Raw genomic sequence first — 19827 nt, forward strand, 5'->3', positions numbered from 1 at the left:
TCGAAGACCAACTCGGCGCACCAGGCTTCGAAGGCGCCAAGTGGGTCTGCTCCACGCCGTTGCGTTCCCGGCAGGAGAGCCACCAGCGGGACCTGTGGCGCGGGCTGCGCAGCAACGACCTCGCCATCGTGTCGACGGACCACTGCCCGTTCTGCTTCAAGGACCAGAAGGAGCTGGGCCTGGGCGACTTCTCGAAGATCCCCAACGGTATCGGCGGCGTCGAGCACCGCGTGGACCTGCTCTACCAGGGCGTGGTCGACGGCAAGCTGTCGCTGGAACGCTGGGTGGAGACCATCGCGACCACCCCGGCGCGCATGTTCGGCCTGTACCCGCGCAAGGGCGCGATCGCGCCGGGCTCCGACGCCGACATCGTCGTCTACGACCCGAACGGCCGCACCCGCATCAGCGTCGAGACGCACCACATGAACCTGGACCACTCCGCCTACGAGGGCTACGAGATCGCCGGCAGGGTCGACACGGTCATCTCCCGGGGCAGCGTGCTGGTGTCCGGCGGGCAGTACCACGGCCGCAAGGGCCACGGCCGTTACCTGCCGCGCGGCCTGTCGAGCTACCTGGTCTAGGAGAGCGTCATGGACATCGGAGTCGTGTTCCAGCTCGACCCGCCGGCCCGGCGCGTCGTCGAGCTGGCCCAGCAGGCCGAGGCCGCCGGGTTCAGCCACGTGTGGTCGTTCGACTCGCACCTGCTCTGGCAGGAGCCCTACGTCGTCTACAGCGCCATCCTCGCCGCCACCGAGAAGGTCATCGTCGGCCCGATGGTCACCAACCCGGGCACCCGCGACGTCACCGTCACCGCCAGCACCTTCGCCACCCTCAACGAGATGTACGGCAACCGCACCGTCTGCGGCATCGGCCGCGGCGACTCCGCCCGGCGCACCCTCGGCCTGCCGCCGATGAACCTGGCCGAGCTGCGCGAGTCGGTGCACGTGATCCGCGAACTCGGCAACGGGCGCGAGATCACCCATCGGGGGTCGGCGCTGCGCTTCCCCTGGGTCACGGATTCGCGGCTGGAGGTGTGGGTCGCCGCGTACGGCCCGAAGGCGCTGAAGCTGACCGGCGAGGTCGCCGACGGCTACATCCTCCAGCTGGCCGACCTCGACATCGCCGCCTGGATGATCAAGGCGGTACGCGACGCGGCCGAGCGCGCCGGGCGGGACCCGATGGCGGTGAAGTTCTGCGTGGCCGCCCCGGCGTACGTCGGCGACGACCTGCCGTACCAGCGGGCGCAGACGCGCTGGTTCGGCGGCATGGTCGGCAACCACATCGCCGACATCGTGGCCCGCTACGGCGACACCGGCGCGGTGCCGCAGGCGCTGACCGACTACATCAAGGGCCGCAAGGGCTACGACTACGCCGAGCACGGGCGGGCCGGCAACAGCCACGCCGACTTCGTGCCCGACGAGATCGTGGACCGGTTCTGCGTGCTCGGCCCCGTGCAGGCGCACGTCGAGAAGCTCACCCGGCTCAAGGAGCTGGGCGTGGACCAGTTCGCGGTCTACCTGCAGCACGACGCCAAGGAGGAGACCCTGCGCGCGTACGGCGAACAGGTCATCCCGGCGCTGCGCGCCTGACGGCCACCCGGAGCGCGGGCGCGGCACCCTCTCCCCGGGGTCGCCGCGCCCGCGCGGCTGTGGAGTTGGTAACTCGGGGCGCGTATCGACGCTCGCCGTGCGGGGTGCCCGCCAAGTGTGGCTTCGATTACTCGGCGCGTTCATTGACGACCGCTGTGTCGTGGCCACACCATGCTTGTCAAGCTCGATTGATCTAGTCAGCGTCGACAGGAGTCGTGGTGGGACAGCAGCATGACCTGGGGGAGCCGGGCGGGCTCCCGGGTGCGGGGGATGGTCCGGCCACGACGCAGCGACTGGGTGTCGCCGCCGAGTCGGCCGCGGCGGAGACCCGGGTGGCGGTGACGCCGGCGGTGGTGCGGCAGCTCGTCGAACTCGGCTACGAGGTCGAGGTCGAGTCCGGGGCGGGCGTGCGGTCGAGCTTCTCCGACGACGCGTACGAGGCGGCGGGCGCGAAGATCTGCAGCCGCGACGACTGCTGGCAGGCCGACGTCGTGCTCAAGGTGAACGCGCCGTCCCCGGCCGAGGTCGAGGCGCTGCGTGCGGGCACGACGCTGATCAGCCTGATCGGACCGGCGACCAACCCCGAACTGGTCGCCGCGCTGGCCGGACGTGGCGTCAGCGTGCTGGCGATGGACGCCGTGCCGCGCATCTCCCGCGCCCAGTCGATGGACGTGCTCAGCTCGATGGCGAACATCGCCGGCTACCGGGCCGTGGTCGAGGCGGCGCACACCTTCGGGCGTTTCTTCGCCGGGCAGGTCACCGCCGCGGGCAAGGTCCCGCCGGCCAAGGTGCTGGTCGCCGGGGCGGGTGTCGCCGGGCTGGCCGCGATCGGCGCGGCGAAGAGCCTGGGCGCGATCGTGCGGGCCACCGACCCGCGGCCGGAGGTCGCCGAGCAGGTGCGCTCGATGGGCGGGGAGTTCCTCGCCGTCGCGGCCGAGCAGACCGGCGGCGGCGACGGGTACGCCAAGCAGACCTCGGCCGACTACGACCGCCGCGCCGCGGAACTGTACGCCGACCAGGCCGCCGAGGTCGACATCGTCATCACCACGGCGCTGATCCCGGGCCGCCCCGCGCCCCGGCTGCTGAGCGCCGAGCACGTGGCGAGCATGCGCCCCGGCAGCGTCATCGTCGACATGGGCGCGGCGCAGGGCGGCAACGTCGAGGGCACGGTCCCGGGCGAGCTGGTCGTGACCGACAACGGCGTGTCCATCATCGGGTACACCGACCTGCCCGCGCGGCTGCCCGCGCAGGCCTCGCAGCTGTACGCGACGAACCTGCTCAACCTGATGAAGCTGCTCACCCCGGGCCGCGACGGCCGGTTGGTCCTCGACTTCGACGACGTCGTGCAGCGTTCGATGACGGTGGCCCGCGACGGTGAGGTGACCTGGCCCCCGCCGCCGGTGCAGGTGTCGGCCGCCCCGCAGGCCGCCGCGCCCGCGCCTGTCGCCACCCGGGTGAAGAAGGCCTCGCCAGGGCGGATGTTCACCTACGTCGGCCTCGGCGCGGCCGCGCTGTTCGGGCTGACCGCGTTCGCGCCGAAGGAGTTCGTCGGCAACTTCACCGTGTTCGCGCTGGCCGTCGTCATCGGCTACTACGTCGTCGGCAAGGTGCACCACGCGCTGCACACGCCGCTGATGTCGGTCACCAACGCGATCTCCGGGATCATCGTGGTCGGCGCGCTGCTGCAGATCGGCCAGGGCACCAGCCTCGCCGTGACCGTGCTCGCCGCGGCGGCGATCCTGCTGGCCACCGTCAACATCATCGGCGGGTTCGCCGTCACCCGGCGCATGCTCGGCATGTTCTCGAAGGGCTGATCCCATGACCGCCATCACCGCAGTGCAGGCCGCGTACATCGTCGCGGCGCTGCTGTTCGTCCTGAGCCTGGCCGGGCTGTCCAAGCACGAGACGGCCCGCGCCGGTGTCGTGTACGGCATCGCCGGCATGACCGTCGCGCTCGGCGCGACCATCACCCTGGCCGTCCGCGACATCACCGCCGCGGCCGCCGCGCTGCTCGTGCTCGCCATGGGAGTCGGCGGCGGCATCGGGCTGTGGCGGGCCCGGGTCGTGCAGATGACCGGGATGCCCGAGCTGATCGCGGTGCTGCACAGCCTCGTCGGGCTGGCCGCGGTGCTCGTCGGCTGGAACGGCTACCTGGAGGTCGAACACGCCACCCCGGCCGGGCTGACCGGCGCGCTGCTGCACATCCACCACGCCGAGGTGTTCGTCGGCGTCTTCATCGGCGCGGTCACCTTCACCGGCTCGATCGTGGCGTACCTGAAGCTGTCGGCGCGGATCGCGTCCCGGCCGCTGATGCTGCCGGGACGGCACGTGCTGAACCTCGGCGCGCTGGTCGCGTTCGTGGCGCTGACCGTGTGGTTCGTCGTCACGCCGCAGCTCGGGCTGCTGGTCGCGGTGACCGTGATCGCGCTCGCGCTCGGCTGGCACCTGGTCGCCTCCATCGGCGGCGGCGACATGCCGGTGGTGGTGTCGATGCTGAACAGCTACTCCGGCTGGGCGGCCGCGGCGTCGGGCTTCCTGCTCGACAACGACCTGCTGATCGTCACCGGCGCGCTGGTCGGCTCGTCGGGCGCGTACCTGTCGTACATCATGTGCCAGGCGATGAACCGCTCGTTCGTGTCGGTCATCGCGGGCGGGTTCGGCACCGAGCAGGTCGCCGCGGCCGACGCCGACCTCGGCGAGCACCGGGAGACCTCGGCCGCCGACGTCGCCGCGCTGCTGCGCGACGCCACCTCGGTGATCATCACGCCGGGGTACGGCATGGCCGTGGCGCAGGCCCAGGGGCCGGTCGCGGAGCTGACGCGGCGGCTGCGGGCGCGGGGCGTGCAGGTGCGCTTCGGCATCCACCCGGTGGCCGGGCGGCTGCCGGGGCACATGAACGTGCTGCTCGCCGAGGCGGACGTGCCGTACGACATCGTGCTGGAGATGGACGAGATCAACGACGACTTCGCGGGCACGTCCGTGGTCCTGGTGATCGGGGCCAACGACACCGTCAACCCGGCCGCGGCCGACCCGGGCAGCCCGATCGCGGGCATGCCGGTGCTGCACGTGTGGGAGGCCGAGCACGTGATCGTGTTCAAGCGGTCCATGGCGGCGGGTTACGCCGGGGTGCAGAACCCGCTGTTCTTCCGCGACAACACCCGGATGCTGTTCGGCGACGCCAAGGCACGCGTCGAGGACATCGTCGGCGCGCTCGGCCCGGTGGTCGGCGCGCAGCGCGAGGCCGCCGACACCGGCCGGGTGCCGGTCGGGGCGGGCCGCTAGGACTTCCCGCTTCACGGTCTGCGTCCGCCGCCTTCGCGATACTGTGCGGAGGCGGCGGACGTTTTCGCAGGCCGCACTGGCGACAGGGAAGGGCTGACGCGGGTGAATGTGGACGGCCTGCTCGTCGAACTGTTCGACCGGATCCCCGAGATGGTCCACGAGGCGGTCGACGGCCTGACCGCCGAGCAGTTGCACTGGGCCCCCACGCCGGGCGCGAACAGCATCGGCTGGCTGGTCTGGCACCTCACCCGCATCCAGGACGACCACGTCGCGGACCTGCTCGGCGAGGACCAGCTCTGGGCGACCGGCCCGTGGGCCGCCCGGCTGGGCCTGCGCGCCAACCCCGGCGACACCGGCTACGGGCACACCGCCAAGCAGGTCGCCGCGGTGCGCCCGGACGGGCCGGAGGTGCTGGTCGAGTACTTCGACGCGGTCAGCGCCCGCACCCGCGACCTGCTGCGCGGGCTCAAGCCCAAGGACCTGGACCGGATCGTCGACGAGCGCTGGGACCCGCCGGTGTCCATGGGCGTGCGGCTGGTCAGCGTCGCCGTCGACGACGTCGCCCACGCGGGCCAGGCCGCCTACGTGCGCGGCCTGCTGCTGCGGATGGCCAAGCGCTGACCTACCCGGTCAGGCGGCGGCCAGGGCCTCGGCGAGCCGGTCCAGCGCGGTCCGGAAGTCCGGCGCGGACAGGTGGCCGAAGCCGAGCCGGAACACCCGGTCCGGCTCGCCGAACCAGCCGCCCAGGCCGACCCGGGTCTCCCGTTTCGCGAGCTCGTCGTAGAAGCGGTGTACGGCCTGGTCGTCGAAGCGGTCGGCGCGCAGCCGCAGGCAGCACAGCGCGCCGCCGTCGGGGCGGACGAACTCGACCGCGTCGCGGTGCTCGGCCGCCCACCGGTCGAGGGTGTCCAGCGCGGCGGCCAGCGCCGTGCGGCGTACGCCGAGGATCTGCTCCTGGCGGCGCAGCACCTCGGCGGCGAGCAGCTCGTCCACCCCGGAGCCGGTGATGAGCGTGTTGAACTTCGCCACCCGCAGCGACTCGTACAGCGCGGGGTCGGTGACGGTGAGCCAGCCGACCCTGACGCCGGGTGCGCCGTGCGCCTTGGACACCGACGAGCAGGTCACCACCCGCGGCGACAGGCCGGCGGTGGACCGGGGCACCGGCGTCGCGCCGTAGCCGGACTGCCGGTACGTCTCGTCCACCAGCAGCACCGCGTGCGGGGCCGCCGCTTCCATCCGGTTGAGCAGGTCGCGCAGCTCCCGCTCGGTGAACCGCACCCCGGACGGGTTCTGCGGCGAGGCCAGCGACACCAGCCGGGTCTGCGGCGTCAGCGCGGCGGCCACGGCGTCGACGTCGAGGCGGTACCCGTCGTCGAAGCTCAGGGCGACGGGGGTCACCCGGCAGCCGAGCGCGTCGAGGGCGGCGCGGGCGGGCGGGAAGCACGGCGTCACCACGACCGCGTCGTCCTCGGGCCGGCACAGGGTGAAGGCCAGCAGGAACATGCCCGAGCTGCCACCGGCGGTCACCAGGACCTCGGCCGGGGACACGCCCGCGCCCGCGGCGATCAGCGCGCGCAGCTCGGCGTCGCCCTGGCTGGTGCCGTACCCGATCTCCAGCGCGCCGAGCCGGGCGGCGGTGTCGCCGTCGAGCAGCTCGGACACGCGCAGCGGCGGGGAGGTGCTCTCGGCCAGGTCGTACCGGACGGGCCGGTCCACCAGGTCCGACATCGACGCCACCGGGAACCTCGCCGGACGGCCGGGGCCGTGGGAAACGGTCATACGCCCGATGATCCACGGCCGTGGGCGCGGCGGACAGGACCAATCCGCACCCGGTGGCTCGTCTTCCAGGGCCGACGGCCGGTTCCGGCAGGTGGACCCGCGCCGGTAGCCTCTGCCGGGTGAACCAGTCCTTCCAGGTCGACCTGCGCGGCATCGTCGACCTGCTCAGCCACCACCTCTACAGCAGCCCGCGGGTGTATGTGCGCGAGCTGATGCAGAACGCCGTGGACGCGATCACCGCCCGCCGGGCGCTGGCCCCGACCGCCCCCGCGTCGGTCTGGCTGGAGTCGCCGAAGACCACCGGCGACGGCACCCTGCGCGTGCACGACACCGGCCTCGGCCTGACCGAGCAGCAGGTCCACGAGCTGCTGGCCACCATCGGCCGCAGCGGCAAGCGCGACGAGCTGGGCTTCTCCCGGCACGAGTTCCTCGGCCAGTTCGGCATCGGCCTGCTGTCGTGCTTCCTGGTCGCCGACGAGATCCGGGTGCAGACCCGCCACGAGGGCCACCCCACCGTGTACTGGACCGGCTACGCCGACGGCCGCTACGAGACCAAGCCCGGCCCGGACCGGCAGGAGGTCGGCACCACCGTCACCCTGGTGCCGCGCCGCGACGCGACCGCGTGGCTCGACGCCGAGCGGGTGCGCGACCTGGCGCGGCTGTTCGGCGAGATGCTGCCCTACCCGGTACGCGTGGACGGCGACCTGGTCACCGCGGAGACGCTGCCCTGGCAGGCCGGGCGCGCCGAGCTGGTCCGCACCGCCGAGCAGGCGTTCGGCTTCACCCCGTTCGACACCATCGCGCTGAACGTGCCCGAGGCGGGCCTGACCGGCGTGGCCCTGGTGCTGCCGACCCCGGCGAACCCGGCCGCGAAGTCGGGGCACCGCGTCTACCTCAAGCGCATGCTGCTCGCCGAGGGCGCCGAGGACCTGCTGCCGGAGTGGGCGTTCTTCGCCCGCTGCATCGTCGACGCCTCCGAACTGCGCCCCACCGCGAGCCGCGAGGCGCTCTACGAGGACGGCCTGCTGGAGTCGGTGCGCGAGCAGCTCGGCGCGCAGCTGCGCGGCTGGCTGGTCAACCTGGCCGGGCAGGACCCCGACCGCATGCACCGCTTCCTCGCCGTGCACCACCTGGGGGTCAAGGCCCTGGCCATGCACGACGAGGAGATGCTGCGCCTGGTCGACCAGTGGTGGCCGATGGAGACCAACATGGGCCGGATGCCGCTGGAGGAGTTCCGCCGCCGCCACGGCACCGTGCGCTACAGCGCCAACAACGACGAGTTCCGGCAGCTCGCAGCCGTCGCCGCGGCGCAGGGCCTGGCCGTGGTCAACGGCGGCTACACCTTCGACGCGGAGCTCATCGAGCGCCTGCCCCTGCTCGACAGCACGATCATGGTGGACCGGCTCGACCCGAGCGACCTGTCCACCCGCTTCGACACCCTCGACCCGGCCACCGACCTGGCCCTGCGCCCGTTCACGGCCGCGGCGCAGCGGGCCATGGACCCGCTGGGCTGCGAGGTCGTCGTGCGCGCGTTCGACCCGCCGAGCATGCCCGCGCTGTACCTCACCGACCGGCACGCCACGTTCCAGCGGCGGCTGCGCGAGACCGCGCAGGTCTCCGACGACCTGTGGGCGGGCGTGCTGTCGTCGTTCGAGCAGGCCGAGGCGCAGGTGCGCCCGCAGCTGGTGCTCAACCACCGCAATGCGCTGGTACGCCGGATGAGCGCGCTGCCGACCCCGGAACTGGTCGCCGTCACCGTGTCCTCGCTCTACGGCCAGGCCCTGCTGTACGGCCACCACCCGCTGCGCCCCGCCGACATGGCGCTGCTGAACCGCTCGTTCCTCGACCTGATCGACCTGGCAATGCCCAACGCCGCCCCCGGGAGCACGCATGACGACGTATGACGAGGTCCACGACCTGATCCACCGCACCTGGGACACCCCCGACGGCCCGGCCCGCATCGTGGTCGTGGAGCAGGCGCTGGCCAAGGCCGAGGCGCTCGGCGACGCCGACCTGCTCTACGCGGCGCACGCGGCCGCGACCAGCGGCTACCAGGCCAGCGGCGAGCCGATGAAGGCGATGATGACGTTCGCCCGCTGCCTGGCCGACTACGACGCCGACCCGGGCCGGCGCAGCCAGCACGACGAGCACCTGCTGCTGTGGCACTTCAAGCACATGGTCTCGTCGATGACGCTGTTCCCGCAGCTGCCGCTGGAACGCACCATGGCGGTGCTCGACGACATGCAGCGCCGCTACTCCTCTGGCGGGCACAGCATGCAGGCGGTGTACGCGTACCGCCACGACGTCGCCGCGCACCTGGGCGACGAGGAGCAGGCCGACCACTGGTACCGGCTGTGGGACACCGCGCCCCGCGACGCGCTGTCGGACTGCGCGGGCTGCGACCCGTCGTCGAAGGCGCACCACCTGGCCTGGCGCGGGCGCGACGAGGACGCGATCGCGGTGGCGCAGGAGGCGCTCAGCGGTCGGCTGACCTGCTCGGAGCAGCCGCACGGCATCCTGACCACGCTGCTGTTCCCGTACCTGCGCACCGGCCGCCTCGACGAGGCCCGCGACGCGCACCGGCGCGCCTACCGGGCACTCGACGACAACAAGGCGGAGCTGGGCCGGGTCGCCCGGCACGTCGAGTTCTGCGGCGCGACCGGCAACTCCGCGCGCGGCCTGGAGCTGATCGAGCGGCACCTGCCGTGGCTGGAGCAGGCCCCGACGCCGAAGACGGAGATGGAGTTCGCGGCCGCCGCGGCGCTGGTGCTGCGCCGGCTCGCCGAGGCGGGCCAGGGCGACCTGCCGGTGCGCCGGGCGGCGGGCGAGATCTCCGTCGCCGAACTCGGGCGGCAGCTGGCCGAACGCGCGGTGGCCCTGTCGCGGCGCTTCGACGAGCGCAACGGCAACACCTACCAGAGCACCCGCATCGCCCAGCTCATCGACGCGAAGCCGCTGGTCGACCACCTGCCACTGTCGGTCACCGCGGCCCGTGCCGCGTCGTCCGCGCCCGCCGCGCCCGTCGAGGCGGGACCGTCCGGCGCGGACGTGCCCGAACTGCCCGCGGACCTGTCCCTCGACGGCTGCCTCGACCTCGTCGACGACCTCTTCCACGACGAGGAGCGGGACCGGGGCCGCGCCCTCACCGGGCTGCTGCTGATCTCCTACGAGGGCGGGCACCTGACCGAACTGCAGCGCGGCCGCGGTGCCCGGCTGCGTGCGGTGGCGCTGCCCGACGAGGACCTGCCGGGCACCGCCGACGCGTTCGCCGAGGCCGTGGCGGCCTTTGAGCGGGCCGGTGACCAGGCCCGGGAGTACGCGGCGCGGCTGCAGTGGCAGATCGCGATGCTGCAGCTGACCGGCGACGGCTCGCTCGTGCCGGCCGTGTACGAGGCCGCCGAACCGGCCGTGGCCGCCAACACCGACCCGAGGCAGCGCCGGGCCGCGCTGATGCGGGCGGCGTGGGTGGCCGCCGCGTCCGGCGAGCTCGACCTCGCGACGTCGCTGCTCGACCGGGCCGACGCCGAGCCCGGCCCGGTGCCGCCCGCCCGCCACGCGGCCATGCTGCACCTGCGCGCGGGCGTGCTGCAGGCGCAGGACCGCCTCGACGAGGCCGCGATGCAGATCCGCGCCGCCGCGACACTGCTGCGCGGCACCGCGCACCGCGACCAGCTCGCGAACCTGCTGCGGGCACTGGCCGACCTGCAGGGCCGCCTCAACGACCACACCGGGGCGATCGCCGCGTTCGAGGAGGCCGCGGCCGTCGCGCAGGACCCGGAGCTGCGCCGCAGCGCTCGCGCCAACGCGGGCTTCATGCTCGTCACGACCGACCGCGCGGGCGAGTTCGTCGACGACATCGTCGAGCACGTGTGCCTGATGGAGGCGCAGGGCGAGCCCGGCGCGGCCGCGTACACCCGGCACCGGCTGGCGCTGGCCCTGTGCACGCTCGGCCGGTTCACCGAGGCGGCCGAGGTGGGCGAGGAGGCGCTGTCGTGGTTCCTCGCACAGCGCGACCCCGAGCACCACGAGATCATCGTGGAACTGCGCGACATCCTGTCCCGGACGTACGCGCAGCTCGGCGAGGTGCACGTCGCCGTCGGGCAGCTCGACGCGCTGCTGGAGCTGGTCGGCGGGGTGGACCGGCTGCCCTACCGGGCCGACGTGCTGGAGCGGGCGGGGGAGCTGCTGTGGCAGGTCGACCGCGACGCCGAGGCCGCCGACCGGTTCGACGCGGCCGCGTCCGCGTACGGGCAGGCCGATCTCGCCCTGGCCACCGTGCACGCCCGCCGCCGCCAGGTGATGGCGCTGTTCCACGCCGGGCGGCGCGACGAGTCGATCGCCCTGGCCGGGCAGCTCGCGGAGCTGATCGAGGTCACCGAGGTGCCCGAGCAGCAGCAGCCGGGGTTCACCTGGGAGCGGGCCATGGCCGGTTACGAGGCCGCGCAGGTGCTGTCCAACAACGACCGGCCCGACCACGAGGCCGCGCTGGCCCGGGTCGCCCCGGCGGCCGAGCTGCTGCGCTCGATCGGCGCGTTCGAGGAGGCCGCGCTCGCCGAGCTGCGCCACGGGCAGGTGATGGTCGTGTCCGGCCGGACCGCGGCGGGCCAGGCGCAGCTGCGCCGGGCGTACGAGGCGCTGCCCGCCGGGCACGGCGCACGCCGTGACGCCGCCGCCTGGCTCGCCCGCGCGCTCGACGAGCAGGGCGAGACCGGCCAGGCCCGCAAGCTGCGTGAGGAGCACGGCCTGCCCGAACCGGAGTGATCCCGGCGTGACCGTCAGGAGGGCTGGTGCGAGACGTGCGCGTGCACGATGCGCCAGCCCTCCGGCAGCCGCACCCAGGTCTGCGACTGCCGCCCGGTGACCGCGCCGTCCGAGTACCCGAAGCAGGTGGTGACCACCGCCAAGCCGTCGCCGAACGTGCTGACCAGGGTGTCGTGCAGCAGCCTTCCCGGCGGCAGCGGCGGCTGGGCGGCGCGCCAGGCGTGCTGCTGCGCCCAGCCGGTCTGCCGGTCGGCGACGCCGAAGCGGACCGTGCCGGGGCTGTCGTGGAAGAACGACATGATCTCGTCCGGGTCGTTGACCGCCAGCGCCTTCTCGTAGGCGGCGAACACGGCGGCCACCTCGGCGACCACGTCGGGCCGGTCCAGCTCCATGGGTTCTCCCTGACTGATGGCGCCGCCTTCCGGCACGGACGCGTGCTCCCGTGCCGGAAGGCGGCTCGTGGACCGGATCAGGCCGCGGCCGCGGCCCGGTCCGGCTCCGCCGCAGCGGCCGGCGCCGGCGAGACCGGCGCGGCTGCGTCCGCGCCGCCGTGCAGCCGGTCGAGGGCGAGCTCCTCGGGGTCGGGTTCGCGCGGGGAGTGCCTGCCGAAGTAGAAGATCGCGCAGACCACCGCCACGAACAGGTAGCCCAGCGACACCGGCCCGTTGGCGTTCCACTCGACCTTCTCGCCGTGGATCAGCCCGACGAAGGTCAGCACCGCGCCGACCAGCGCGAAGATCCCGGCGTGCAGGAACCTCCGGTCGATGATGAACACCACGATCGCGCCGAACACCAGGCCCGCCAGGATCGCGCCCTGCCCGAGCACCAGCAGGCCGTGGTAGACCACGCCCGCGCCGGCCAGGGCCTGGTCGCCGACCGCGGCGGCCGAGGTGCCCGCCGCGGCGAGCGCGTTGTCGATCTGCCCGGTGGCCCAGGAGGCGAGGTTCGGGATGAGCGCGGCGACCACCGCGGCGGCGTGGGCGCGCGGGGTGGCCTGGAACGCCTGCGCGCCGATGAGCAGGCCGATGTAGAGCAGGATCGGCACGATCGCCGCGGTCGGGAAGATCGCCGCGAGCAGGCCGAACATGCCCAGGAAGCAGAGCAGGGCGATGACGATGCCGGTGGCCATGGAGTAGCCGGTGCGGCCGCCCGCGGCCTTCCAACCGGGGTGCCCGACGTACACGGCGGGCGGGAACGGGGAGCCGAGCATCGAGCCGATGACCGCGCCGGTGCCGTCGGCCAGCAGTACGCTGCGCAGGTTGTAGTTGTCGCCCGCGGTGGCGGCGCTCTCCACGTTGGTCATCGCCTCGGTGAAGTTGTAGACGCCCAGCGGGATCGCCGTGGCCAGCAGCGGGGCCATCTCCTTGAGCCCGGCGAGGAGCAGGTCGAACTTCAGGTCGGGCACGGCGAACGCGATGGTCTTCGCGGCGGCGGTGACGTCGGGCACCGACATGACCCCGCCGATCCAGCCGATCGCGGTGCCCAGCAGCAGCGCGGCCAGGCCGATGGGGAAGTTGAACGGCAGTCTGACGTTCGTCATCAGGCCGATCAGCAGCAGCGCGAACACCGGCAGCGCGACCCAGGCCAGGTCCCACATGCGCCCGGCAGGGTTCATCGAGATGAAGGTGATGGAGATGCCGGCCAGGGTGCCCAGCAGCGCGGCGCGTGGGGTGTACTTGCGGATGTAGGGGCCGACGAACGCGCCGATGAGCACGATGACGCCGATGATGAACGCCCAGGCGACCCCGGCCTGCCAGGCCAGCATCGGGTCCTTGGTCTTCAGGTAGATCGGCAGCATGATCACGAAGATGACGATGAACATGTGCGGCACGCTGGGCCCGTACGGCAGCGCGGTGACGTCGCCGCGGCCCTCCTTGGCGGCCAGACGGCGGGCCAGGATCGTGTAGTACACGTTGCCGAAGACCAGGGCGATGCCCAGCGCCGGCAGGATCGTGCCGAACACGGCTCCCTCGGACAGGTTGATCACGAACAGGCACAGCGTGGTCAGCGTCAGCACGTTGACGAGCACGTTCACGCCGAAGCCGAAGAAGGCGTTGGTGTCGCCGCGGACCCAGTGCGGCAGTTTCGCGGCGGGCGCGGGCGCGGGCGCGGGCGCGGGTGTGGTCATGGGCGTCCTGCTTTCGAGGCGGGGAGGGGTCAGGCGGCTTGCGGCAGTGCGGCGCTGCGCTGCAGCGCCCCGATGAAGGCCGGTGACTTGGCCACCCAGCCGAAGATCCCGCCCTGGGCGGCGATCATCTGGAGCCCGACCCGCTGGAACTCCGGGAAGTACGAGCCCACGCAGTCCGACAGGACCAGGCACTCGTAGCCGCGGTCGTTGGCCTCCCGCACGGTGGTGTGCACGCACACCTCGGTGGTGACCCCGGTGACGACGAGGCTGCGGATGCCCCGGCTCGCCAGCAGTTCACCCAGCTCGGTGGCGTAGAACGCGCCCTTGCCGGGCTTGTCGATCACCGGTTCGCCGGGCAGCGGGGCGAGTTCGTCGACGATGTCGTGGCCGTACTCGCCGCGGATCAGGATGCGGCCCTTGGGCCCCGGGTCGCCGATGCGCATGGACGGCGCGCCGCGGTGCAGCTTCGCGGGCGGGCAGTCCGACAGGTCGGGCAGGTGCCCCTCGCGGGTGTGGATGATCGTCAGGCCGACCGCGCGGCACGCGCCGAGCAGCGCTTCGGTCGGCGCGATCGCCGAGCGCAGCTGGTTCACGTCGTTGCCCAGCGTCTCCCCGAAGCCGCCGGGTTCCAGGAAGTCGCGCTGCATGTCGATGACCAGCAACGCGGTGGTCAAAGGATCGAAGGTGTACGGCGACGGCATGGCGTCGACCGTGGCGTGACTGCTCAACGGGCTGCTCGCCTTCTGTGAGGCGGAACGGTGCGTCAGGGGGTGGTGGCCGCGATGACGTCGTCGGACGTCGCGACGCAGCCGAAGACGCCGCCCTGCATGGTGACCATGTGCAGGGCCGCGGCGTGGTTGCCGGGGTCGGTGGCGCCGGTGCAGTCCGACAGGATCAGGCACTCGTAGCCGCGGTCGTTGGCCTCGCGCATGGTGGTGTGCACGCAGACGTCGGTGGTGATGCCGGTCAGGATCAGGTGCGTGATGCCGCGGGTACGCAGCACCAGGTCCAGGTTGGTGGCGTAGAACGCGCCCTTGCCGGGCTTGTCGACGATCACCTCGCCGCCGACCGGGGCGACCTCGGGCACGATCTCCCAGCCCGGCTCGCCCTTGATCAGGATGCGCCCGCACGGGCCGGGCCCGCCGATCTCCGCGCCGATCCGCGCCGAGCGCCAGCGCTTGTTGGCGGGCAGGTCGGACAGGTCCGGGTCGTGGCCCTCGCGGGTGTGCACGACCAGCATGCCCAGCGAGCGCACGTGGTCGAGCAGCTTGGCGGTGGCGGGCAGCCCGGCCCGGGTCAGCGCGATGTCGTAGCCCATCGCGTCGACGTAGCCGCCCGGCCCGCAGAAGTCGGTCTGCCAGTCGATGCACAGCAGCGCCGTCCGCGCGACGGGCACCGACCCGTCGTACGGCCACCGGTACGGCACGGCCTGCACCGGCCCGATGCGTACGCCGGTCGGCGGATCAGGTTGGGGCACCAGGGTTTGCATACTGTCGATTGTCGACCGAACTGTTTCGCGGTCTGGTCGCCTCGGTAACGTGTGCATTGCCCGGTGCCCTCGTGGGGCGCGGGACTAGAGATAAGACCTTGCGCCGTGCCCGGCCAGCGCCGTGAGCACCGCGGCCGTGTCGCCGGTCGCGACCGCCTCCAGCAGCCGCTCGTGCCGGTGCACCCCGTCGTCGGCGTGCGCCAGCTCGGCCTCGCGGCGCAGGTTGATCGCCATGTACAGCTGGAGTTTCACCAGGATCGACTCGTAGATCGCGGTGAGCTGCCCGTTGCCCGACAGCGCGACCACACTCACGTGGAAGGCCCGGTGCGCGTTCGCGACCGCCAGCTGGTCCCCGGTCCCGGCGGCCTGGCGCATCCGCTCCACGGCCGCCCGCAGCCCGTCGAGCTGCACCGGTCCGCGCAGCGCCTGCTCGACCGCGTGCCGCTCCAGCATGTCGCGGACCGCGTACAGCTCCTGCACGTCCCGGTCGGACAGCGTGGCCACCCGCGCCCCGCGCCGCGGCACGTGCTCGACGAGCCCCTGCTGCCCCAGCAGCCGCAACGCCTCGCGCAGCGGGGCCCGGCTGATGCCCAGCCGGCGGGTCAGCTGCTCCTCGACCAGGCGCTCGCCCGGCTCGCAGCGCCCGCTGAGGATCTCGCGGCGCAGCCTGGTCACCGCGAGCTCGACCAGGCTGTAGCTCTCGATCTCACCGTTCGCGGGGGCCGTGTCCGTCACGGCACCGAGTGTGCCAGCAACTCGCCGCCCGCGATCACGTGGCCGTTGCGGCCGGTGTCGGGATCGGACGGCGGAGTACGGTGTGGGAGGCCTGCCAGGGAGGGAGCACGGATGGACGTGCGCGACGCGCCCCGCCGCTACGCCGACGCGCTGCTGTTCGTCACGGAGGTCACCCGGGCCGCGACCCGCTCGCCCGGCGGCTGGCTGTACGAGGACGGCCTGACCGACCCGCTCTACACCAGCCTGCTCGACGGCCAGTCGAAGTGGGAGTGGTCCGACGACCGGCAGGACGTGGACCTGATCGCGGGCGGCCCGCTGCGGGCCGTGGTCGACTTCACGGCTCGCCGCCACGCGACGACGGTGCCGTGCACCGGCCCGCCCCCGCTGGAACTGTGGCCGGACTGCGCGGAGCGGCTGCGGCTGCTGCGCGAGGCCCTGACGTTCGCCACCGGCGCGGCCACCGACGCGTGGCGGTTCGTGCTGAACCGGGTGCTGACCGAATGGCTGTCGGGGCGGCTCGACGAGCTGCTCGCCGCGCCGCCGCCCGGCGAGACACTCGGGCAGCTGGAGCAGCGGCTGCGTGAGGCGGTGACGGTCAGCCACCGGTTCCGGCTGGCGGTGCACGGGCTGTTCGGCGACCACCACTGGATCGGCCGCGAACCGCAGCCGTGGTGGTGCATCGCCGACGACCTGGCCGCCCACGCCACCTACGCCGCCCCCGTGACCGCACCGGCCTACGTGTTCCGCCTGGACGAGGGCACGGCCTACGACGGCGTGGCGACCCTGTTCGTCGCCACCACCCCGCTCCAGCCGGTGCTCCGGCACGAGGTGGCCGTGACCGCAGGGCTGCCGAAACTGCCCGGCGAGGCCGGGCCCGAGACCGTCCAGGCGGCTCGCGGGGCGCTCGCCGTGCTCGCCAGGCACGGCACGACCTGACCGCCCAGCACGCCGCCTGATCGCCGATCGCGGCAGGTTCGCTGCCGGTGCCGCCCCGCCTTGGCCCGCCGGGCTTGCTTGGACGGTAGGCGCTGCGGCTGCCGGGCTCCGCCGCGGGCGGGCGGGGTGGCATGATCTGCGGACCGCCGCACCTCCGCCGGGCGCGGTGGCCAGCCGACGCACCTGCGAGGACCCTGATGAACGACTCCGGCCAGCCGCTGCCCGCCGACGACACCGACCCGGCCGTCCGCGCCGCGGGCGGCTGGGGCAGGCTCCGGCAGGGCGTGATCTACCGTGACGGCGTCAGCGGCGGCCGTCCCGCCGTGCCGACCGCGTACCCGGAGCTGGAGCGCCGGGCCGCGCGGGTGCTGTCCGCCAAGGCGTACGCGTACGTCGCCGGCAGCGCCGGTCTGGAGGGCACGGCCGACGCCAACCGCCGGGCCCTGGACCGCCGGCGCATCGTGCCCCGGATGCTGCGCGACGTGTCGGCGCGCGACCTGTCCGTCGAGCTGTTCGGCCGCCGGCTCGCGTCGCCGCTGCTGCTGGCCCCGATCGGCGTGCTCGAACTGGCCCACCCCGAGGCCGACGTAGCCGTGGCGCGGGCGGCGGCCGCCGAGGGCGTGCCCTACATCCTGTCCACCCAGGCGTCCCGGCCCATGGAGGAGTGCGCGGCCGCGATGGGCGACGCGCCGCGCTGGTTCCAGCTGTACTGGAGCAAGTCCGAGGAGCTGGTCGCGAGCTTCCTGCGGCGGGCGGAGGCGGCCGGCTGCGAGGCGCTGGTGGTCACCCTCGACACGACCGTGCTCGGCTGGCGGGCGCGCGACCTGGATCTCGGCTCGCTGCCGTTCAGCCAGGGCCAGGGCATCGCGCAGTACACCAGCGACCCGGTGTTCCTGCGGCTGGCGGCCGAACGGGCCGGGCAGCCGAAGACGGGGCCGAAGCCGAAGGTGACCGCCGCGGCGGTGCGCTCGCTGCTGTCGATCGCGCGTACCCATCCGGGGCCGACGGGACGCAACCTGCGCTCGCCGCTGCCGCGGGCCGCGGTGGAGACGTTCCTGGACATCTTCTCGCGGCAGGACCTGACCTGGGGCGACCTGGCCCGGCTGCGCACCATGACCCGGCTGCCGATCCTGCTCAAGGGCCTGCAGCACGCCGACGACGCGCGCCGGGCACTCGACGCGGGCGTGGACGGGGTCATCGTGTCGAATCACGGCGGCCGCCAGGTCGACGGGGCGATCGGCTCGCTGGACGCGCTGCCGGGCATCGTCGAGGCGGTCGGCGGCCGGGTGCCGGTGCTGTTCGACAGCGGGGTGCGCGGCGGCGTGGACGTCTTCAAGGCGCTGGCCCTGGGCGCCCGTGCGGTGTGCGTCGGGCGGCCCTACTTCTACGGACTCGCCCTGGCCGGCGCGGACGGCGTACGCCAGGTGCTGCAGAACCTGCGCGGCGAGCTGGACCTCACCATGGCCCTGACCGGCAGCGCGAGCCTCACCGAGATCACGCCGGACCTGCTCGCCGCGGCCTGAGAGACGGGGAAGGGCCCGGACCACACGGTCCGGGCCCTTCTTCGGCTCAGCTGAGCTTCGGCTTCTTCTTGCCGAACAGCCACGCGTCGAACAGGTCGTCCAGCTGCTTGCCGGAGACCTTCTCGCACAGCGCGATGAACTCCTCGGTGTTGCCGTTGCCGTCGGTCTTCTCCGCGACCCAGGTCTTCACGATCTCGAAGAAGGCCTTGTCGCCCACGGCCTTGCGCAGCACGTGCAGCGTCATCGCGCCGCGGTCGTAGACGCTGGAGTCGAAGATGTGCGCGGCGCCCGGCGCGCCCGGCGGCGTCGTCCACACCTCGGGCTTGGACTTGGCGTAGTACTGGTCGAAGGTCTTCTGCACCGTCTGCACCTTGGCGTTGGCGTTCCACAGCCACTCGGCGTAGGTCGCGAAGCCCTCGTTGAGCCAGATGTCGTCCCAGTTCTGCACGGCGACGCTGTCACCGAACCACTGGTGGCCCAGCTCGTGCGCGACGACCCAGTCGTTGACGCCGTTGCGGAAGAAGCCGGCCGAGTACACCGGCCGCGACTGCGTCTCCAGCGCGAAGTGGATCCGGTCGTCCTTGATGACCACGCCGCCGTACGCGTCGAACGGGTACGGCCCGAACTGGGTCTCCAGGAAGTCGGCGATCTTCAGGGTGTGCGCCATGGAGGTGTCCGCGCCGCCCTTGGCCACGGTCGTGGTGACCGCCGAGAACACCGGCTTGCCCTTGTGCGTGCCGGTGGTGACCCGGAACTTGCCGATCACCATGGTGCTCAGGTAGCTGGCCATCGGCTTGGTCTCGTTCCACGTCCAGGTGGTCCAGCCGCCGGTGCTGTTCTTCGGGCCGGGCACGCCGTTGCTGATCGCGGTCAGCCCGTCCGGGACCGTGATCTCGAAGGCGTACAGGGCCTTGTCGAGCGGGTGGTCGTTGACCGGGAACCAGCTCGCGGCCGAGTCGGGCTGGCCGAGCACGATCGCGCCGTCGGCGGTGGCGAAGAAGCCGCCCTCGCCCAGCGACTTCAGCTGGTTCTTGACCGGCTTGGGCTTGCCGTCGTACTGCACCCGCACCGCGAACTTCGCCTCGGCGTCGATGCCCTTCGCCGGGGTGATCACCAGCTCGTTGTCGACCCGGGTGTGCGTGGCCTCGGTCCCGTCGACGGTCACCGACTGCACGGTCAGCCCGGACAGGTCCAGGTTGAACTGCGACAGGTCCTGCTTGGCGGTGGCGTTCACGGTGACGTCACCGGTGAGCACGTCCGTCTTCGGGTCGTACTTGACCTTGATCGCGTAGTCGGCGACGTCGTAGCCGCCGTTGCCGTAGGTCGGGAAGTACGGGTCGCCGACCCCGTCCTTGCCGGGCTGGTAGTCCGGCACGCGCGAAGGCGAAGGCGCGGCCGAGGCCCCCGGCTTCGGCGACTCGGACGTGCACCCTGCCAGCAGCGTGGCGCCGGCGGTGATCGCGACGAGCGCAGCACGCATCGCCGTCCCCCGTGTGTACATGCTTCTCCCTCGTGACGGCGGGCCGGTCAGGCCCAGCCGCAGCGTAGAGATCCCAGGCAACACGGAGATCACGACGAGGCCGGCAGTGGCGACCGTCACGCCGG

The 19827-nt window shown here is 72.9% G+C and carries 16 protein-coding genes; 9 read left to right on the forward strand and 7 right to left on the reverse strand.

What is annotated here, in order from left to right; genetic code table 11:
* The 5 genes from ACFQO7_RS36220 to ACFQO7_RS36240 all read left to right on the forward strand — a co-directional run.
* A partial coding sequence (locus tag ACFQO7_RS36220; protein ID WP_376810626.1) for an amidohydrolase family protein occupies window positions 1-581 on the forward strand: 581 nt, incomplete at its 5' end.
* Between the two features lie 9 nt (window positions 582-590).
* Window positions 591-1589 (forward strand): TIGR03842 family LLM class F420-dependent oxidoreductase, encoded by a 999-nt coding sequence (locus tag ACFQO7_RS36225; RefSeq protein WP_376810627.1) that lies wholly within the window; start codon window positions 591-593, stop codon window positions 1587-1589.
* A gap of 218 nt (window positions 1590-1807) precedes the next feature.
* A complete protein-coding gene (locus ACFQO7_RS36230; protein ID WP_376810628.1) occupies window positions 1808-3403 on the forward strand; it encodes a Re/Si-specific NAD(P)(+) transhydrogenase subunit alpha in 1596 nt (531 codons plus the stop codon).
* Between the two features lie 4 nt (window positions 3404-3407).
* Window positions 3408-4871, forward strand: a complete 1464-nt coding sequence (gene pntB, locus ACFQO7_RS36235; RefSeq protein ID WP_376810629.1) for a Re/Si-specific NAD(P)(+) transhydrogenase subunit beta — start codon at window positions 3408-3410, stop codon at window positions 4869-4871.
* A 102-nt stretch (window positions 4872-4973) separates the two neighbouring features.
* Window positions 4974-5492: a mycothiol transferase gene (locus tag ACFQO7_RS36240; RefSeq protein ID WP_376810630.1), complete on the forward strand. Its 519-nt coding sequence runs from the start codon at window positions 4974-4976 to the stop codon at window positions 5490-5492.
* 9 nt (window positions 5493-5501) lie between these two features.
* Here ACFQO7_RS36240 and ACFQO7_RS36245 read toward each other — a convergent pair whose 3' ends face one another.
* A complete protein-coding gene (locus ACFQO7_RS36245) occupies window positions 5502-6650 on the reverse strand; it encodes a pyridoxal phosphate-dependent aminotransferase (RefSeq protein WP_376810631.1) in 1149 nt (382 codons plus the stop codon).
* Between the two features lie 119 nt (window positions 6651-6769).
* Here ACFQO7_RS36245 and ACFQO7_RS36250 point away from each other — a divergent pair, with 119 nt between their 5' ends.
* A complete protein-coding gene (locus tag ACFQO7_RS36250; protein WP_376810632.1) occupies window positions 6770-8554 on the forward strand; it encodes an HSP90 family protein in 1785 nt (594 codons plus the stop codon).
* On the forward strand, window positions 8541-11411 hold the full coding sequence (locus tag ACFQO7_RS36255; RefSeq protein ID WP_376810633.1) for a hypothetical protein: 2871 nt from the start codon (window positions 8541-8543) through the stop codon (window positions 11409-11411). Before ACFQO7_RS36250 ends, ACFQO7_RS36255 begins: the two co-directional genes overlap by 14 nt.
* Before the next feature lie 14 nt (window positions 11412-11425).
* Here the strand turns inward: ACFQO7_RS36255 and ACFQO7_RS36260 are convergent, their stop codons facing one another.
* The 5 genes from ACFQO7_RS36260 to ACFQO7_RS36280 all read right to left on the reverse strand — a co-directional run bounded on the left by ACFQO7_RS36260 (window position 11426) and on the right by ACFQO7_RS36280 (window position 15763).
* A complete protein-coding gene (locus ACFQO7_RS36260) occupies window positions 11426-11803 on the reverse strand; it encodes an AtzH-like domain-containing protein (RefSeq protein ID WP_376810634.1) in 378 nt (125 codons plus the stop codon).
* A 77-nt stretch (window positions 11804-11880) separates the two neighbouring features.
* The gene (locus ACFQO7_RS36265; protein ID WP_376810635.1) at window positions 11881-13539 is read right to left on the reverse strand and encodes a regulator; all 1659 of its coding nucleotides are present in this window, start codon (window positions 13537-13539) and stop codon (window positions 11881-11883) included.
* Between the two features lie 29 nt (window positions 13540-13568).
* On the reverse strand, window positions 13569-14267 hold the full coding sequence (locus ACFQO7_RS36270; RefSeq protein ID WP_376810636.1) for a cysteine hydrolase family protein: 699 nt from the start codon (window positions 14265-14267) through the stop codon (window positions 13569-13571).
* 35 nt (window positions 14268-14302) lie between these two features.
* Window positions 14303-15028 (reverse strand): biuret amidohydrolase, encoded by a 726-nt coding sequence (gene biuH, locus ACFQO7_RS36275; RefSeq protein WP_376810637.1) that lies wholly within the window; start codon window positions 15026-15028, stop codon window positions 14303-14305.
* A gap of 84 nt (window positions 15029-15112) precedes the next feature.
* A complete protein-coding gene (locus tag ACFQO7_RS36280) occupies window positions 15113-15763 on the reverse strand; it encodes a GntR family transcriptional regulator (protein WP_376810638.1) in 651 nt (216 codons plus the stop codon).
* Window positions 15764-15874: 111 nt separating this feature from the next.
* On the opposite strand from ACFQO7_RS36280, the gene ACFQO7_RS36285 reads away from it, so the two are divergent.
* Together ACFQO7_RS36285 and ACFQO7_RS36290 are read left to right on the forward strand one after the other, a co-directional pair.
* Entirely contained in the window at window positions 15875-16699 is an 825-nt protein-coding gene (locus tag ACFQO7_RS36285; RefSeq protein WP_376810639.1) for a hypothetical protein, read from the forward strand.
* A gap of 197 nt (window positions 16700-16896) precedes the next feature.
* Window positions 16897-18222 (forward strand): lactate 2-monooxygenase, encoded by a 1326-nt coding sequence (locus tag ACFQO7_RS36290; protein WP_376810640.1) that lies wholly within the window; start codon window positions 16897-16899, stop codon window positions 18220-18222.
* A 46-nt stretch (window positions 18223-18268) separates the two neighbouring features.
* Here the strand turns inward: ACFQO7_RS36290 and ACFQO7_RS36295 are convergent, their stop codons facing one another.
* Complete coding sequence (locus ACFQO7_RS36295; RefSeq protein WP_376810641.1) at window positions 18269-19723, reverse strand: M1 family metallopeptidase; 1455 nt, start codon at window positions 19721-19723, stop codon at window positions 18269-18271.
* Window positions 19724-19827: the final 104 nt, after the last annotated feature.

The organism is Catellatospora aurea (genome assembly GCF_042663325.1).
In the GTDB taxonomy this organism is placed as follows: Bacteria; Actinomycetota; Actinomycetes; order Mycobacteriales; family Micromonosporaceae; genus Catellatospora; species Catellatospora aurea.

Coding starts and splice junctions, on each gene's coding strand:
- pntB (WP_376810629.1), top strand. CDS start 3,408: ATGACCGCCATCACCGCAGTGCAGGCCGCGTACATCGTCGCGGCGCTG.
- ACFQO7_RS36255 (WP_376810633.1), top strand. CDS start 8,541: ATGACGACGTATGACGAGGTCCACGACCTGATCCACCGCACCTGGGAC.
- ACFQO7_RS36295 (WP_376810641.1), bottom strand. CDS start 19,723: ATGTACACACGGGGGACGGCGATGCGTGCTGCGCTCGTCGCGATCACC.
- biuH (WP_376810637.1), bottom strand. CDS start 15,028: ATGCAAACCCTGGTGCCCCAACCTGATCCGCCGACCGGCGTACGCATC.
- ACFQO7_RS36290 (WP_376810640.1), top strand. CDS start 16,897: ATGAACGACTCCGGCCAGCCGCTGCCCGCCGACGACACCGACCCGGCC.
- ACFQO7_RS36285 (WP_376810639.1), top strand. CDS start 15,875: ATGGACGTGCGCGACGCGCCCCGCCGCTACGCCGACGCGCTGCTGTTC.
- ACFQO7_RS36225 (WP_376810627.1), top strand. CDS start 591: ATGGACATCGGAGTCGTGTTCCAGCTCGACCCGCCGGCCCGGCGCGTC.
- ACFQO7_RS36265 (WP_376810635.1), bottom strand. CDS start 13,539: ATGACCACACCCGCGCCCGCGCCCGCGCCCGCGCCCGCCGCGAAACTG.
- ACFQO7_RS36245 (WP_376810631.1), bottom strand. CDS start 6,650: ATGACCGTTTCCCACGGCCCCGGCCGTCCGGCGAGGTTCCCGGTGGCG.
- ACFQO7_RS36260 (WP_376810634.1), bottom strand. CDS start 11,803: ATGGAGCTGGACCGGCCCGACGTGGTCGCCGAGGTGGCCGCCGTGTTC.